12 protein-coding genes and 1 tRNA gene are annotated in these 17,215 nt (G+C 57.3%); 12 read left to right on the top strand and 1 reads right to left on the bottom strand.

Annotated features, from left to right (window positions below):
* Together RLO149_RS10845 and acuI are read left to right on the top strand one after the other, a co-directional pair.
* Positions 1-1,104, top strand: a complete 1,104-nt coding sequence (locus RLO149_RS10845; protein ID WP_013962134.1) for a dimethylsulfoniopropionate demethylase — start codon at positions 1-3, stop codon at positions 1,102-1,104.
* 80 nt (positions 1,105-1,184) lie between these two features.
* Positions 1,185-2,177 (top strand): acryloyl-CoA reductase, encoded by a 993-nt coding sequence (gene acuI, locus RLO149_RS10840; protein ID WP_013962133.1) that lies wholly within the window; start codon positions 1,185-1,187, stop codon positions 2,175-2,177.
* 170 nt (positions 2,178-2,347) lie between these two features.
* Here acuI and RLO149_RS10835 read toward each other — a convergent pair whose 3' ends face one another.
* A complete protein-coding gene (locus tag RLO149_RS10835; protein ID WP_013962132.1) occupies positions 2,348-4,186 on the bottom strand; it encodes a BCCT family transporter in 1,839 nt (612 codons plus the stop codon).
* A gap of 316 nt (positions 4,187-4,502) precedes the next feature.
* Between RLO149_RS10835 and RLO149_RS10830 the strand changes: the two genes are divergently transcribed.
* From RLO149_RS10830 to RLO149_RS10785, 10 genes are all read left to right on the top strand, one after another.
* The gene (locus RLO149_RS10830; protein WP_013962131.1) at positions 4,503-6,176 is read left to right on the top strand and encodes a BCCT family transporter; all 1,674 of its coding nucleotides are present in this window, start codon (positions 4,503-4,505) and stop codon (positions 6,174-6,176) included.
* A 120-nt stretch (positions 6,177-6,296) separates the two neighbouring features.
* Complete coding sequence (locus RLO149_RS10825; protein WP_044025638.1) at positions 6,297-7,520, top strand: aminotransferase class V-fold PLP-dependent enzyme; 1,224 nt, start codon at positions 6,297-6,299, stop codon at positions 7,518-7,520.
* A gap of 67 nt (positions 7,521-7,587) precedes the next feature.
* Positions 7,588-9,006 (top strand): cryptochrome/photolyase family protein, encoded by a 1,419-nt coding sequence (locus RLO149_RS10820; RefSeq protein WP_013962129.1) that lies wholly within the window; start codon positions 7,588-7,590, stop codon positions 9,004-9,006.
* A gap of 79 nt (positions 9,007-9,085) precedes the next feature.
* Positions 9,086-10,294 carry an SAM-dependent methyltransferase gene (locus tag RLO149_RS10815; protein WP_013962128.1) on the top strand — a complete coding sequence of 403 codons (1,209 nt, stop codon included), beginning with the start codon at positions 9,086-9,088 and terminating at the stop codon, positions 10,292-10,294.
* A gap of 92 nt (positions 10,295-10,386) precedes the next feature.
* On the top strand, positions 10,387-10,860 hold the full coding sequence (locus RLO149_RS10810) for a TrgA family protein (RefSeq protein WP_342626635.1): 474 nt from the start codon (positions 10,387-10,389) through the stop codon (positions 10,858-10,860).
* Between the two features lie 16 nt (positions 10,861-10,876).
* Positions 10,877-11,980 (top strand): NUDIX domain-containing protein, encoded by a 1,104-nt coding sequence (locus tag RLO149_RS10805; RefSeq protein ID WP_013962126.1) that lies wholly within the window; start codon positions 10,877-10,879, stop codon positions 11,978-11,980.
* 136 nt (positions 11,981-12,116) lie between these two features.
* Positions 12,117-13,154, top strand: coding sequence for a cysteine synthase A (locus RLO149_RS10800; protein WP_013962125.1), 1,038 nt, complete (start codon positions 12,117-12,119; stop codon positions 13,152-13,154).
* Positions 13,151-15,484, top strand: a complete 2,334-nt coding sequence (locus RLO149_RS10795) for a DUF3772 domain-containing protein (protein ID WP_013962124.1) — start codon at positions 13,151-13,153, stop codon at positions 15,482-15,484. The genes RLO149_RS10800 and RLO149_RS10795 overlap by 4 nt, the downstream gene beginning before the upstream one ends.
* A gap of 240 nt (positions 15,485-15,724) precedes the next feature.
* Positions 15,725-15,814 (top strand) — tRNA-Ser (locus RLO149_RS10790).
* Between the two features lie 151 nt (positions 15,815-15,965).
* Entirely contained in the window at positions 15,966-17,162 is a 1,197-nt protein-coding gene (locus tag RLO149_RS10785; RefSeq protein WP_013962123.1) for a tyrosine-type recombinase/integrase, read from the top strand.
* Positions 17,163-17,215 lie beyond the last annotated feature (53 nt).

Raw genomic sequence — 17,215 nt, 5'->3', positions numbered from 1 at the left:
ATGGCACTTATCTCTCCATCGCGCAGACTACGCCGCACACCTTTTTCTGATGGTGTGGAGGCCGCAGGGGTCAAGGCCTACACGGTCTACAACAGGATGCTACTGGCAACCGTTTTTGAAAGCGTGGAGGCTGACTACCGTCACCTCAAGGAACATGTGCAGGTCTGGGATGTCTCGGTCGAGCGTCAGGTCGAACTGCGCGGCCCGGATGCGGCCCGCCTGATGCAAATGCTGACCCCGCGCGATCTGCGTGGCATGTTGCCGGGGCGGTGCTTTTACATCCCGATCGTGGATGAGACAGGCGGCATGCTCAATGACCCGGTGGCGGTCAAACTGGCAGAAGATCGCTGGTGGATTTCCATTGCGGACAGTGATCTGCTGTTGTGGGTCAAGGGGATATCCAATGGCTATCGGCTGGATGTGCTGATTGATGAACCCGATGTCAGCCCGCTGGCCATTCAGGGTCCTAAGGCGGACGAGCTGGCCGCCCGTATCTTTGGCGACAGCATCCGTGACATCAAGTTTTTCCGCTTTGGTCTCTTTGCATTTGAAGGGCGTGAAATGGTGGTGGCGCGTTCGGGCTATTCCAAACAGGGCGGTTTTGAGGTCTATGTCGAGGGCGCAGATATCGCGATGCCGCTATGGGATGCGCTGTTCAAGGCGGGCGAGGACCTGAATGTGCGGGCAGGGTGCCCCAATGGCATTGAACGGATCGAGGGCGGATTGCTGTCTTATGGCAACGACATGACGGATGACAACACGCCACATGAATGCGGGCTTGGGCGCTTTTGTGATACACAGACGGCCATCGGCTGTATCGGTCGGGATGCCTTGTTGCGCGTGGCCAAGGAAGGCCCGGTCCAACAAATCAGAGCGATTGCGGTCGAAGGCGACCAGTTGCCGCTGTGTGACCGTGCCTGGGGGCTCTACGCCGGTGATACGCGGGTCGGGCAGCTCACATCTGCCGCCTGGAGCCCGGATCATCAGACCAATGTCGCCATCGGCATGGTGCGCATGACCCATTGGGATACCGGCACCAAGCTGCGCGTTGAAACGCCGGATGGCGCGCGCGAGGCGACCGTGCAGGCCGGTTTCTGGCACTGACAGGTTTTGCTTTTGCCGCGGTTTTCGGCAGAGGCGTCCAACACAATAACAGGGGCACAGTCCCCGGATAGGAGAACTGAATGTTTAAGGCGCTTGTGGTCAACAAGGACGAAGAGAGCGGCAAGACGTCGGCGGCAGTCGAAGAGATGACCGTTGATCAATTGCCCGCTGGTGAGGTCACGGTTGCGGTCGAATATTCGACGGTGAACTATAAGGATGGCCTGTGCATTGGGCCTGGCGGCGGTTTGGTCCGTCATTATCCGCATATTCCGGGGATTGATTTCGCGGGTACAGTCGAGACGTCCGAGGACGCACGTTACGCGCCCGGCGACAAAGTCGTGCTGACAGGCTGGCGCGTGGGCGAGGCGCATTGGGGCGGATATTCTCAGAAGGCGCGCGTCAAGGCGGATTGGCTGGTGCCACTGCCTGCGGGTCTGGACACGCGGCAAGCCATGGCCGTGGGAACGGCAGGTTTCACCTCGATGCTGGCGGTCATGGCGCTTGAAGATCACGGTCTGACACCGGGCAACGGGCCGGTTCTGGTGACCGGGGCTGCAGGCGGTGTCGGGTCGGTCGCGGTCGCGATCCTCGCAAATCTGGGCCATGAAGTGGCGGGTGTCACCGGGCGGCCCGAAACCGGGGATTACCTTAAATCCCTTGGGGCTACGCAGATTGTTGCGCGTGACGAGATCAACGAGACCGTCAAACGCCCGCTTGAAGCTGAGACATGGGCCGGCTGCGTCGATGCGGTCGGGGGTGCCATGCTCGCGCGGGTGCTGGGGCAGATGAAATATGGTGCATCGGTGTCAGCGGTTGGATTGGCCGGCGGCGCGGGTCTGCCTGCCACAGTGATCCCGTTTCTGTTGCGCGGTGTGAACCTGCTGGGCATTGATTCCGTCATGCAGCCCTATGACAACCGGGTACGGGCTTGGGAACGGATCGCGCGTGATCTGCCGATGGACAAGCTCGAAGCGATGGTGCAGCCCGCAACCCTTTCGGACCTGCCCAAGCTCGGCAGCGATATCCTCAAAGGTCAGGTAAAGGGCCGGGTGGTGGTTGACGTAAACGCATAAACCAAGCGGTTTCGTTCTTCCGGATCGATTGTCCGGCCTTGGGTCACCGGGTGATCCGACACCTTTGGACTGCGCTGAATGTTCCGACAACCGGGCGCATTAAAACGCATGTATTAGACAAGACAGCGCGCCACACTGTGGCGCGCTAGCGTAATTTAGATCAGACGGGGTTATTCGGCTGGCTGTGCTGCGGCATCGCCGATACCTGCTTTGTCACGGCGCCCGTCGTTGAACAGCGCCTTGATGAGCGACAAGACCATCAACACCATAATCATGGTAAAGGGCAGCGCCCCGATGATCATGGCGTTTTGCAGCGCGGATAACCCGCCACCGCCCGCCAAAAGCAAGGTGCCAATCACCAAAGTCAGGATAACACCCCAGATGATCCGATGCTTGACGCCGGTTTCTTCTGCACCACCGGACATGATGGTGTTCATGACCAGAATACCGGAGTCCGCCGACGTCACGAGAAAGGTCATGATCAGCACAACGCACATGATGATCAGCGCTTGCAGCACGCCACCAGACAGCATTTGCTCAAGCGTGACGAACAACTTGGCCGAATTTGAGGCCGCAATGATCACGCCATCCGCACCGCCATTGATCTCAAGATCAATCGCGGTACCGCCCAAGATCGTCATCCATGCAAAACACACAAGCGCAGGCGCGAAAACGGCGCCCAGCACAAATTCGCGCACCGTGCGGCCCCGCGAGATACGCGCAAGGAACAACCCCACAAAGGGCGAGAATGCAATCCACCACGCCCAGTAGAATGTCGTCCATCCTGCTTGCCATCCGAACAAACGGCCCTGTTCGCCAGCCGCATAGGCGGCGTCCAGATCGGCAGCGGGCAGGGCGGCAGCGGCCCCTTCAAGCCCGCCTGTAAAGCCTGCATAGCTGCCCCACTGGTTGGTGGCGCCCGAATAGACGGCGGACAACTCTTCGGCGGGCAGGGCCTGCACCGCAGCAGGCGCTGCGGTTGCAAAGGCATCCTGCGCCAGCGGCGCATAGGCCTCAAAGCTCAGGTTCACAAAATGCAGCAGATAGTCGATCAGGGCGGTCGCATAGGTCGTCATGGCAAAAAAGAACGAGCCAAAGATCACGAATGTCATCAGCAGGATCAGCGACAGGACGAGGTTGAGGTTCGACAGGTATTTCACGCCGCGCCCCACACCTGACACGGCCGAGATGATCGACATGCCCATGATGACAACAAGCGCTGCAATCAGGCCCGCCTTGGTCGCAACAGGGGTGTCGCCCGTTGTATCCATCATCCATTCGGCACCGGTGATTGAATATACACCATCCACCAGCTGGCTGACGCCGAAACCGATCGTGACCGACACGCCCAGAATGGTCGCCACAACGCCCAGAACGTCGATCAGGTGGCCAAAGGCCCCGTTTGCAAACCGACCGATCAGAGGTGTCAGCGCCGAACGGATCGTCAATGGCATGCCGCGGGTGTAGGCGTAATAAGCCAGGCTCAACCCGGTCACCACATAGATGGCCCAGGCATGGAACCCATAGTGCAGGAAGGTGTAGCGGAACGTGGACTGCAGCGCTTCGGGTGTGTTGCCCGTGACTTCACCCGATACCACCGAGGGATTTGATCCCCACAAACCAAGCGGTTCTGCCGTTGCAAATGTCATCAGACCCACGCCGAGACCTGCGCCGAACATCATGGAGAACCAGCTGAAATTGGAAAACTCAGGCCTTTGTCCGGGTGTTCCGAGAACGCGTTTTCCTGTCGCGGGGATGATTGCGACAATGATCAGAAAAAACGCAAAGGCCCCCACAGAGAGGATGTAAAAAGTATTGAATGAGTTCAGCAACGTGCTGTTCACATCCGCCAAGATCGCCCCAGCACCGGCAGGAAAAACCAATGCCCAGAGGACCAGAAGCACCATGCCGATCTTTGAGACCAGCGCGATGGGAAGGCTGTAGCCTTCGTAAAAGCCGGAGTCCTGAGTGTTGATCTCAAGGTCCGTGAATGGGGGTTTGACTGTCATTTTTGTTTCCCTGTTTTCGAAACGCTGTTTCAGCGCGTTTTTTATTTCTGAGACAGAGTAGCACAAATGAGTCCATTTTTCGCAGGATGAGTGGTTTTGGACTTAAACGGGTGACATCCGTTCTTTTTTTGTGCAACTATTGCTGCCTACCGATGGGCAGGATCATGATACTGACCCCAAGAGCATAAGGGGCGGTTTTTGTATCTTCATGACTGATTGCGGCGTTTTGGCCTGCAAAACTGTCGTTTCTCTTCGTTGTCCGTCGGGCAGCTCAATTAGCGTTAAGAAACAATAACGAACAGGGAACAGTAAAAAAATGGCTCTTAAACCCCCACTTTCTGATCTGCCGATCAAAACGGCAGACAAGGGATTTTACCGCGGCTTCAGCGTCGATGTGACGGTGGCCAGTAAAATCATCATCAGCGTATTGGTCGTCTGGTGTATCTTCTGGCCGACGCAGTCAGGCCGGGTCCTCAGTGATCTCAATACCGTTATTCTTGCGAATGCGGCGGGGTGGTACATCTGGACGGTCGCTTTCTTTATCATCGTCTGCCTCGGGTTGGCACTATGGCCGACAGCGGGCAAAATGAACCTCGGCATGGATGGTGAAAAACCTGAGTTTTCAAATTTTTCGTGGTTTTCGATGATGTTCGGTGCCGGTATCGGCGTGGGCATGTTGACCTGGGCCGTGGCCGAACCGGTCGCACATTTCGGCAGCAATCCTGAAACAATTCAGGGCCTTACGACGGGTGGCGCCGCCGACAACGTGCGTATGGCCTATAAATGGTCCTTCTTGCACTGGGGTCTTGGGGCCTGGGCCTGTTATGCGGTTTGTGGCTTGTCGCTGGCATTTTTCAGCTACCGGCGCGGATTGCCACTGACGATCCGGTCAGCGCTGACGCCTCTGTTTGGCAAAGCTTTGTCGGGCAAATTGGGCCATATGATCGACATCGTCGCTGTGGTTGCGACCATTCTTGGTGTCGCGCAAACGCTCGGCTTTGGTGTTGAGCAATTCGTGGCTGGTCTGACGCGGATCGGTATTGGTGGTCTGGTCGATGCAGAAGGGGGTGCCACCTTTGTTGGTATTGTCGTCGCATTGCTTGTGATCATGGGCGCTTCAACGCTTTCAGCACTTTCGGGTGTGGGCAAGGGGATCAAGTGGCTGTCCAACATCAACATGGTGCTGTCCATATTCCTCCTTGGCTTCTTCATCCTGTTTGGAGCGACATGGTTCGGGGCGTCAGCGATGTTCCTTGGGCTGATTGATTATCTGCTGGCCTTGCCACAGATGAGCTTCAACGTCTGGCAGTCTGATGGTGTCGAGGGATCGCAAGCCTTCCTGTTGGCGCAGTGGCAGGGCTGGTGGCCCGTGTTCTACTGGGCTTGGTGGATCGCATTTGCACCCTTCGTGGGACTGTTCCTTGCGCGTATCTCGCGCGGTCGCAGCATCCGTGAATTCGTGCTGGGCGCGATGATCGTACCATCGCTGATGTGCTTTGTCTGGTTCGCATGGGCTGGCGGCACCGCGATTGATCTTGAATTGAACGGTGGCGCGAATGGTGTGATTTTTGATGCCGCCAATGGTGACAAGATCTTTGCAATGACCGAATTCATGCTCGCACCGATTGCCGACGCGCTGGCATGGGGCATGGCCTTTTTGATCGTTGTTCTGCTGATGACGTTCCTCGTGACGTCTGCTGACTCTGCGGTACTGATCGTAAACACGATCAACGCCGGGGGCGACGAAGGTCCAAAAGCACGGCCTCATATCCTTTTCTGGGGTGCCGCTTTGGGTCTCGTGGTCGCAGGTCTGTTGCTGTCGGGCGGGACATCCGCCATTCAGACCGCCATGGTCATCGGTGCATTGCCATTCTCGATCGTGATGGTGCTGATGTGCATTTCGTTGATCAAAGCGATTTACAATGACGGGCGCCGTGAGGCAGCTGGCATTCCGGCTGTCATCGACACGGATGCAACGCCTGCCGAGTAAAGGCCTGTATCAACGTGAAAGAGGGCCGCAGTTCACGCTGCGGCCCTTTTCCGTGCAGAGTTCGGTTTCTCATGCAGAAAGGTGCTTGACGCTCCCTGCGCCGCGGACAACTTTGCCATCATGAGACTAGATTCAGATTTCGTGCGCGCGCAGTTCCCCGCGTTTCAGGTGCCCGCCTTGCAGGGGCAGGCGTTTTTCGAGAATGCGGGGGGGTCATATACGTGCAAACATGTGATCGACCGCCTGACGCGATTTTACACGGAACGTAAGGTGCAACCCTACGCCCCTTATGTGGCCAGCGCGCTCGCAGGCGAGGAAATGGATGAAGCGCGCAGCCGCATGGCCGCTCTGCTTGGTGTTGAAACCGATGAGCTGAGCTTTGGTCCGTCCACGACGCAAAACACCTATGTGCTGGCGCAGGCCTTTGCCGAGTTCCTGCAACCGGGCGAAGCGATTGTCGTCACCAATCAGGACCACGAGGCAAACACCGGGCCATGGCGGCGCTTGGCCAAACGCGGCATCGATATCCGCGAATGGCGTGTGGACCCGGTCACCGGGCATCTTGACCCGGAGGACCTCGAAGCCTTGCTGGATGAAAACGTGCGTCTTGTGTGTTTCCCGCACTGCTCAAATGTCGTGGGAGAGATCAACCCGGTGATCGAGATTACCGCGCTTGCCCATGCGGCAGGCGCCTTCGTCTGTGTGGATGGGGTGTCTTATGCGCCGCATGGGTTTGTGGATGTCGGCTCTCTCGGGCCGGACATCTATCTGTTTTCGGCCTATAAAACCTATGGTCCCCATCAGGGTCTGATGGTGATCCGCCGCGTTCTTGGGGGACTGTTGCCCAATCAGGGCCACGAATTTAACGGCGATGCCTTATACAAAAGGTTCACACCCGCCGGACCCGATCACGCACAGGTTGCTGCCTGCGCGGGCATGGCCGATTATATTGACGCGCTGTTTGATCATCACATTGGCGGACCTGCTAGTCCCGCAGAGCGGGGGCGCGCGGTGCATGACCTTATGCGCACCCATGAAGAAGCGTTGCTTGCGCCCTTGCTCGATGCGGTGAGCGGGCGCAATTCGGTGCGTCTGATTGGCCCGATGGACGCCGCAGGTCGCGCGCCAACGGTGGCCCTCGCGCTTGAGCGTCCGGGCGAGGATGTGGCAGCTGAACTGTCGCGCTATGGGGTGATGGCGGGTGGCGGTGATTTCTATGCAGGCCGCGCGCTTTCGGGCATGGGGGTCGACGACAGCCTTGGCGTGTTGCGCCTGAGTTTCACGCATTACACGACCGCTGAGGAAGTCGCGCAGCTGATTGATGCTCTGGACAAGGTGTTGTGAGCGGCAGGACTGATCCAAGGCAGGATCGCGCGCGTAAAAGTTATAATAAATTCAGAAGGGTTACGGCTTGAGCACATCTCCCGTTTTGGTCTGGTTCCGGCGCGATCTGCGTCTGAGCGATCACCCCGCATTGAACGCTGCCGTCAAATCTGGCAATCCGGTCATTCCCGTATTCATCCACGACGATCAGGTTGAGACGCTTGGTGCGGCACCCAAATGGCGTCTCGGTCTTGGGATCGACCATCTGTCAGAAACGCTGGAGGGCCTCAACAGCCGCTTGATCCTGAGGCGCGGTCCGGCGCTTGAAACGCTCCGAACGCTCGTTCAAGAGACGGGGGCAGGGGCCGTGTTCTGGACACGCCTCTATGACCCGGCTGCGGTGGACCGCGACACCGAACTCAAGGCGGCACTCAAGCAGGACGGCATCGATGCGCGCTCTTTCGGGGGGCACCTGATGTTTGAACCCTGGACCGTGGAAACCAAGACGGGCGGGTTTTACAAAGTCTATACGCCCTTCTGGAACATGGTCAAAAACCGCGATGTTGACGCGCCCCTGTCGGCACCGGCAAAGATCCCGGCACCCGACGCGTGGCCAAGCAGCGAAGCGCTCAGCGATTGGAACATGGGCGCTGCGATGGATCGTGGCGCGGCAGTGGTTGCACCCTACGTCCGGCTGGGGGAGGCCGCCGCACAAACGCGCCTCAGCACTTTTATCGACAAGATTGTTGCACGCTATGACACAACCCGCGATCAGCCTGCCGTCGATGGCACATCGGGGCTGTCGGAAAACCTCGCCCTTGGAGAAATAAGCCCGCATCAATGCTGGCACGCCGGGCTGCGCGCGCGCCAAGAGGGGAAACCCGGCGCTGAGACGTTCCTAAAGGAACTGGTCTGGCGCGAATTTGCCTATCACCTGATGCACCACACGCCGCGCATTCTGACGGACAACTGGAAAGAGGGCTGGGATAGTTTCCCTTGGAACCGGGATGAAACGACCGAGGCCGTCATGCGCTGGCAACAGGGGCGCACGGGTATCCAGTTTGTGGATGCCGCCATGCGAGAGCTTTATGTGACGGGCAGGATGCACAACCGGGGTCGCATGATTGTGGCGAGTTACCTGACCAAACATCTCCTGAGCGATTGGAAGATCGGATTGAAATGGTTCGAGGGCTGTCTGATCGACTGGGACCCGGCCAGTAACGCAATGGGCTGGCAGTGGTCTGCAGGTTCTGGCCCCGACGCGACGCCCTATTTTAGAGTGTTCAACCCCGTGACACAGCTGGATAAGTTCGACAAGGACCGCCAATACGTAAAGCGTTGGATCGCGCAGGGGCGGCGTGCGCCCTCAGAAACCGCGCTGTCGTTTTATGATGCAATCCCGCGCGCATGGGGTCTGAGCGGCGATCAGGAATATCCCGCCCCGGTTGTGGCGGCAGATGAGGGCCGTAAACGTGCTTTGGAAGCCTATGAAAATAGAGGGTTTTAATCGTTTGAAACGCTTGATTACAGCCCTAACTCTGTCTTAATGATCTGTTAACACGCGGCAAGAAACGAGCACCTCATTCATGATCCTGACATCGACAGACGGCCAGACAAACTTGCCGCGCTATTTCGTGCAAAGCTTTAAAGTTGCTCAGAAAATCAAGGCCGGGCGTCTGGACATCATCCTGCCGGATGGACGGACGTTTTCCGCCAGCGGAACCTTGCCCGGCCCAATCGCTGTGCTTGAGGTCAAGAATACCGACCTTTTCGCGCGGCTGGTCCGAGAGGGATACGTCGGGTTTTCCGAGGCCTATATGGACGACTGGTGGTCTACGCCCGACCTGCAGGCCTTCATGGATCTTGTGAACAGCGACAATGACGACATGTACAACGGCTATCCCGGACAGAAACTGGTGCAATTGTTCGAAAGGCTGCGGTTTTGGCTGCAACGCAATCACAAGGCGCAAGCGCGCAAGAACATCAGCTATCACTATGATCTGGGAAATGATTTCTACGGATTGTGGCTCGATGACAGCATGACCTATTCCTCGGCGCTGTTTGAAACGGGGCAGGAAAGCCTCGAAGCGGCACAAACTGCAAAATACAAGCTGATGGTGGATGAAATCGGCGCTAAACCGGGCGACCATATTCTGGAGATAGGCTGCGGTTGGGGCGGTTTTGCGGAATACGCCGCTAAGGAGCGTGGGCTTAGGGTGACTTGCCTCACAATCAGTGAAGAGCAGTTTAAGTACGCCAAGGAACGAATTGAAAAAGCTGGGCTTTCTGATCTGGTCGACTTCAAGCTGCAAGACTATCGGGATGAAAGCGGGTCCTACGATGGCATTGCCAGCATTGAGATGTTCGAGGCCGTGGGTGAAAAATACTGGCCGACCTACTTCAGTAAGGTCAGGGACCGGTTGAAACCGGGCAAATCCGCGACGCTGCAAATCATTACCGTCGCAGATGACCGCTGGGAAGCCTATCGCAACGACGTCGATTTCATTCAGAAATATATCTTTCCCGGCGGCATGCTGCCCAGCCCCAGCGCGCTGAAGGATCAAGTCGTGCGTGCGGGCATGGGGGTCGAACGCTCCGTCGAGTTCGGCCAGAGCTATGCGATCACGCTCAAGCGCTGGCACGAGACGTTTAATGAAAAGTGGGATCAGGTCAGTGCGATGGGCTTTGATGAACGATTCAGGCGCATGTGGAACTACTATCTGACGTCCTGTGCGGCGGCGTTCGAAACCGCAAATTGCGATGTGACGCAGATCACGATCAAGCGTCCGGCCTGATCTCGCGCGCAAAAGTCGCCACGCTTCTGCCTTAGTTTTTACACGCTTCAGTGACATGATCGGACCATTCTCGGCTTAGCAAAAAGCCGGAGATGAGGTTCGCACATGAGTATCCGAGGTTGGTTATGCCCGACGCCGCCAGATTGATCGCCGCCATTTGCATTGGCGCGCTTGCCTATGTCGTGTCACTGCAGATCAAGCCGCTGATGCCGGAAAGCACGGCCTTCGGATCATTCGCCTATATCAACGCGATACTGGGCATTGTCTGCGGCTGGACAGTGATGGGCAAACGCGCTGGTCGTGGTGTGGTTGCGGCGATCAACAACGGGTTGAGCGGCGCGTTGGTCCTGGTCATTTGGGGGTTGCTGCTGCACGCCAGCTACCAGATGTTCGACCGGGCGATGGACAATTGGTACAATGGGTTCTTTACCGCGATGGCGGCGATATTCCAGTTCATGGCGGAATACGCGCTTGTCATGGTGGACCCGCTGGTTCTGTTTTCCCTGATGGCGGGCGGTATCATTGCGGGGCTTGCCACGGAATACGCTTGGCGCACGTGGCGATAGCCTTTAACAGTCGGGCATGAGATACCTTTTCCTGTTCGGAACACTTCAACATCGACCGCTGCTGGATGCCGTATTGGGGCACAGCAATGACGTGACAATCGCTGCGGCTGTGTTGCCGGGATATACGGTTCAGGCCGTCGCCGAGGGGCCTTTTCCCACGATCATGGCGCAAGACGGCGTGCGGGCCGAGGGGGCCGTGATCAGCGGGCTCACCCCGGACGATCACGCGCGGCTCGGGTTCTACGAAGCTGCCTTTGGATACGCTCTTGCGCCCGTCACCCTTGAGAATGGTGATACTGCCGAGGCGTATTTCCCGCAATCGGACATGTGGACACCGCAAGGCGCGTGGTCGCTCGATGATTGGATCAGGGACTGGGGCGAGTTGAGCGTGCACGCGGCAACCGAAGTGATGCACTATCTCCATTCAAAGCGGCCCCATGAGGTCGCTGGGATGTTCCCGATGATCCGCGCGCGGGCGTGGTCACAGATCAACGCCAAACAGTCGCGTCACGGTGCCATGACGCTGATGGGTGACACACAGATTGACGCCGTGCGGCGACCCTATGCGCATTATTTTGCGCTTGAGGAATATGACCTCAGGCATCAGCGCTTTGACGGGACCATGACGCCACAGGTGGAGCGCGCGGTGTTTCGTGCGCCCGATGCGGCATTGGTCCTGCCCTACGATCCGGTCCGGGACTGCGTCATGCTGGTGGAACAGATGCGCATGGGCCCCCTTGCACGGGGGGACCGGGCGCTGTGGCAACTTGAACCCATCGCGGGCCGTCTGGACCCCGGCGAGGCACCCGAGGCGGCGGCAAGGCGCGAAGCGGTCGAAGAGGCCGGTCTTGAGATGGGCGAACTGATTGCCGTGGCTGAAACCTATTGCTCACCGGGCAATTCATCAGAGTTTTATTACATATATGTGGGGCTTGCTGATCTGCCGGAACGCGCGGCCGGTCTGGGTGGGGAAGAGGCGGAGGATGAAGACATCCGCTCGCATATCCTGCCTTTTGAGCAGCTGATGCAGATGTGTGATGATCTGCTGGTGGCAAATGCGCCTCTGGTCATGGCTGCATATTGGCTCGATCGTCATCGTGCGCGGCTCAAAAAAGCGTAAATCTAAAGCGGCGTGTGGCGGCGGTTCATCACATTCTTTTGCACGGCGCCATTACAGGTCCGCGTTGCTAAGCCTTGAGGTCGGGCGGGTGCCCCGATAGAGGTAAATGAAATTCGGCTAAAAAGAGGACAGGCTGATGCGTGTCGCGCGCGATCTTGAGCAGGCAATCGGAAACACCCCGCTTATCCGGCTGAAAGCCGCAAGTGAGGCAACAGGGTGTGAAATCCTCGGCAAGGCCGAATTCATGAACCCCGGGCAATCGGTCAAGGACCGCGCCGCCCTGTTCATTATCAAGGATGCCATCGCAAAGGGTATGTTGAAACCTGGCGGCACGATTGTGGAAGGGACCGCGGGCAACACAGGTATCGGTCTCGCCCTTGTGGGGGCGTCGATGGGCTTCAAAACCGTGATCGTCATTCCCGAAACGCAAAGTCAGGAGAAAAAGGACATGTTGCGGCTGGCCGGTGCGGAACTGGTGCAGGTGCCCGCAGCACCCTATCGCAACCCCAACAACTTTGTGCGGTACTCGGAGCGGCTGGCCAATGAACTGGCGCGCACGACAAACGAAGGCGTGATCTGGGCCAACCAATTTGACAATACCGCCAACAGGCAGGCGCATATCGAAGGCACAGGGCCGGAAATCTGGGAACAGACAGGCGGCAAGGTCGATGGTTTCATCTGCGCCGTGGGCTCAGGGGGCACGCTTGCGGGTGTGTCCGAGGCGCTCAAGCCCAAGGGGGTCAAGATCGGTCTGGTCGATCCGGATGGCGCGTCGCTTTATAATTATTACACGCGCGGTGTGCTCGAAATGAGCGAAGGGTCCTCGATCAACGAAGGTATCGGGCAAATCCGGATTACCAAGAACCTTGAAGGGTTCACGCCTGACTTCAGCTATAATGTGCATGACGCCGAGGCGCTGCCCATCGTTTTTGACCTGCTCGAACACGAGGGCCTGTGTCTGGGCGGCTCATCCGGAATGAATATCGCGGGGGCCATGCGTATGGCGCGCGACATGGGGCCGGGACATACGATTGTGACCATCCTGTGCGATTTTGGCACGCGCTATCAGTCGAAACTTTTCAATCCTGAGTTTCTGGCGAGCAAGGGCCTGCCTGTTCCGGCGTGGTTGGATCGCGCGCCTGCCAGCATTCCGGTCGTATTTGAAGACGCATGAGACGTTTCATACCCTTTTTGCTGACGTTGACCGTTTTGATGTGGGCGGCCGTGGCGCAGGCACAGGATCTGGCGGTCCGCGACGAGGACGACTCGCTTTATTCGTTTTGGGAGGATGCTGCATCCCGGGCGGAAGAACGCATCGATGCGGCCGAAGATCTGAGCACAGAAGACCTAGAAACGCTCAGGCAACGGCTTTCGACGTTTCGAGGCGAGTTTGATCTGGCACGACAGGCCAATTCGGCGCGCATCGCAACCATTCGATCCCAGATCAACGCGCTGGGACCCGTGCCCGAAAGCGGCGAGGAATCCGCAGAGATATCGGCGACAAGGGCGGACCTTGATCAGCAATTCGAAGACCTGCAAGCGCCCATTCTTGCGGCGGATGTTGCGTTTCGTCGCGCAGACGGTCTGATCAACGAAATCGACGCCATCGTAAGAGAGCGTGACACACGCCGTCTGCTGTCTTTGGGACCCTCGCCGTTAAATCCGAAAACCTGGCCCATTGCTTTCGCGGACAGTGAGCGCATCCTGCGGGATCTGGCGAATGATCTCGCCAGTATCACAGACGAGCGCAATCAGGAGAATTTCCAGAACAAACTGCCCCTTGTGCTGTTGTTGCTGGCGATTTCACTGACCCTGATTGTCAGGGGCCGTTTATGGGCCGGAATTGCGGTAAATTACATGCGCCGCTTTGGCGGGCGTGGGTCCGGGGTATGGAGCTTTCTGGTCTCCTTGCTGCGGATTTTTCTACCACTTGCGGGCATCTATATTTTTTCCCATGCCATTCTACTGACCGGCGTTTTCGACGACACCTTCGAAAAACTGATATCCCTGATGCCTGTCCTGGGCTTTCTGTTGTTGGGTTTTCGGTGGCTCGCTGAACGACTGTTTGCGCGAGAAGAAGAAGACGCATTGATCTGCCTGACGCAGGAAGGCCGGCGGGCCGGTCGGTTTTACATGCTTATTCTGTCGCTGCTGTTCGTGGCGCGCGGGGTAATCGCCGTCTTGTTTGATCTTGAGCAGGCAGCGCCCGAAACACTCGCGATCACGGCGTTTCCCGTTGTTGTGCTCTTTGGCGTTGTGCTTTTCTTCCTCGGGCTGTTGCTGCGCAAATACGACATTGTGGACGTTGAAGAGGGCGAGGATCACGCACAGAAACCGGGCGTCGGGCGTGTTGTGCGTTTCTTTGGCACCGTTTTGATCGCAGTCAGCCTGCTTGCCCCGGTGATGGCAGCCATCGGCTATTCCGAGGCCGGTAACGCGATGCTATACCCCACCATTCTAAGCTTGTTGGTGCTTGGGCTGGTGATGGTGCTTCAGCGCTTTGCGGCTGATGTATACGGGCTGATTGTGGGGCAGGGCGTGGAAGCGCGCGATAGTCTGATCGCGATATTCGCCGGGTTCCTCCTTGTTATGACGAGCATTCCGTTGCTGGCGCTGATCTGGGGCGCGCGTGTCACCGATCTGACAGAACTCTGGGGCAGATTTCTGGCAGGGTTCGAAATTGGCGGGACACGGATTTCGCCTTCTGACTTTTTGACCTTCGCAATTGTCTTTGTCCTTGGCTATACAATCACGCGCCTTTTGCAGAGCACGTTGCGGGTGAATGTGCTGCCGAAAACGCGGCTTGATATCGGTGGGCAGAATGCCCTGATTTCGGGTATCGGCTATGTGGGGATTTTTCTGGCAGCACTTATCGCCGTTACGGTTGCGGGTGTTGATCTCTCTGCCTTTGCGATTGTTGCGGGGGCCTTGTCTGTTGGGATCGGCTTTGGCCTGCAAACCATCGTGTCGAACTTTGTCTCCGGAATAATCCTGCTGGTTGAACGGCCTATCTCCGAAGGAGACTGGATCGAGGTCGGTGGTCAAATGGGGGTGGTGAAACACATCTCCGTGCGGTCCACCCGCATCGAGACATTTGACCGCACGGACGTTATCGTGCCCAACTCTGACCTGATCGCAGGGACAGTCACCAACTATACGCGCGGCAACACCATAGGTCGCCTGATCGTGAAGGTCGGGGTCGCTTACGGCACGGACACCAAGCGCGTTGACAGGATTTTGCGCGAGATCGCCAATGCTCAGCCGATGGTTTTGAATAATCCTCCCCCCAACGTCGTTTTCATGGGCTTTGGCGCGGACTCGTTGGATTTCGAAATCAGGGCCATCCTGCGGGATGTAAACTGGATACTCTCGGTCCAGAATGACATTAACCATGAAATTGCCGCGCGCTTTACCGAAGAGGGCATTGAAATACCCTTCGCACAGCGCGACGTATGGTTGCGCAACCCGGAAGTTCTGCAGACCAATACAAGCGAGAGTGACTGACGTCAGCTTGTTCGGGGCCGTCCCGAAAGCAGAAAGAGGTTTGGTTTTCGAGCGTGTTTTTGTATCTATATTCTCAGTCCGCGATCTAATTCAGTTCACTTTTTTAGGCGCATGCTTGAGACTGTGCGGTTTTTCAAAAGTCCGAGTGCCGGATCACCCACTGACAAATCACACACCCGGAAGCCAAACCCTAATTTGCCTCTTGCAAAGAACATCATCGCCGGGCTACACCGCGCCCACGGAGCGGTGGCCGAGTGGTCGAAGGCGCACGCCTGGAAAGTGTGTAGGCGGGAGACCGTCTCCAGGGTTCGAATCCCTGTCGCTCCGCCAGACTGCTATTTTCTTGAATTTGTTAAGGTCGCCTTGAGCGGCCTTTTTCTTTTTTAATGTTGGGTTTAACGGGTTCGCAGCTTTACCTTGAGTTTCTTTCGATGGTGCCTATCTTCGTTCCTTGAGTGGTAGAAAATGTGGTATTTTAGGAATGGCCCTATCTGGCAAGCTGACGAAGAAACTGGTCGAGAACCTTGGCGCTGGGCGTCACGGCGATGGCAATGGGCTTTATCTGGTGGTTGACCCTTCCGGTGCGCGACGCTGGATCGTGCGGGTGGTGGTTAAGGGTCAGAAGAATAAAAAGGGCGCGCCTCTTCGCACCGACTTTGGTTTGGGTGGCGCGGATATTGTCACGATCAACCAAGCCCGCGAACGGGCGCTGGAATATCGACGCATGGCCAAAACGGGTCTGAACCCGCGTTTCAATGCCAAACGCGAAATCCCGACGTTTGAAGAATTTGCCAAACAGGTCCACATTGACCGCTTGCCCACATGGAAAAACGCCAAGCATGGCCAGCAATGGATCAACACGTTGCGCGACTATGCTTTTCCCAAGATTGGCCGGATGCCGATTGATTCTGTGAACCAGCCCGAAGTGATGATGTGTCTTGCCCCGATCTGGACCGCAAAGCACGAAACGGCCAAGCGCTTGGCGCAGCGGATCAAGACGGTGCTGGACGTGGCACGCTCGAAAGGGTTTCGCGACGGCGAAAACCCCGTGACGGCGATCAAAGAAGCACATGCATTGCCCAAGGTGAAAGGGAAGGTGAACCATCATAAAGCGATGCACTGGCGCGACGTGCCTGCATTTTATTCCGATCTACGCGGGCGCAATGCGATGTCTGCCAAGGCGCTGATGTTTACCTGCCTGACCGGGTCACGCACGGGTGAAGTGCTGGGCACGCAGTGGGGCGAGATTGATCTGGACGCGCGCGTGTGGACCTGTCCGGCGATACGCATGAAGACGGGCGAGGATCACCGCGTGCCGCTCACGGATGAAATGCTGTCGATCATTGAACCGCTGCGCGCGATGCAGTCGGACTATGTTTTCGAGGGCCAGAAACGCCATAGGCCGCTGTCAAACATGTCCATGCTGATGCTCTTGCGCCGGATGCAGGTCGAAGGCGTCACAGTGCACGGGTTCCGGTCCACGTTCAGGGATTGGGCGTCCGACGTCGCAAACGCGCCGCGTGAGGTATCGGAAATGAGCTTGTCTCACCTAGTCGGGTCAGACGTGGAAAGGGCTTATGCACGGTCGGATTTACTGGACAGGCGGCGGGCTTTGATGGAGCGGTGGTCAAATTACGTGATAGGCTCGCAAACAAACATCATAAAAATGTCTGTTTGAGATGCCAAATTACTACCGTCCAATTGAAATTCCATAATATTGCTTTCTTTCAG

The organism is Roseobacter litoralis Och 149 (assembly GCF_000154785.2).
GTDB classification, from domain to species: Bacteria; Pseudomonadota; Alphaproteobacteria; order Rhodobacterales; family Rhodobacteraceae; genus Roseobacter; species Roseobacter litoralis.
This window is presented reverse-complemented; position numbering and strand designations above follow the sequence as displayed.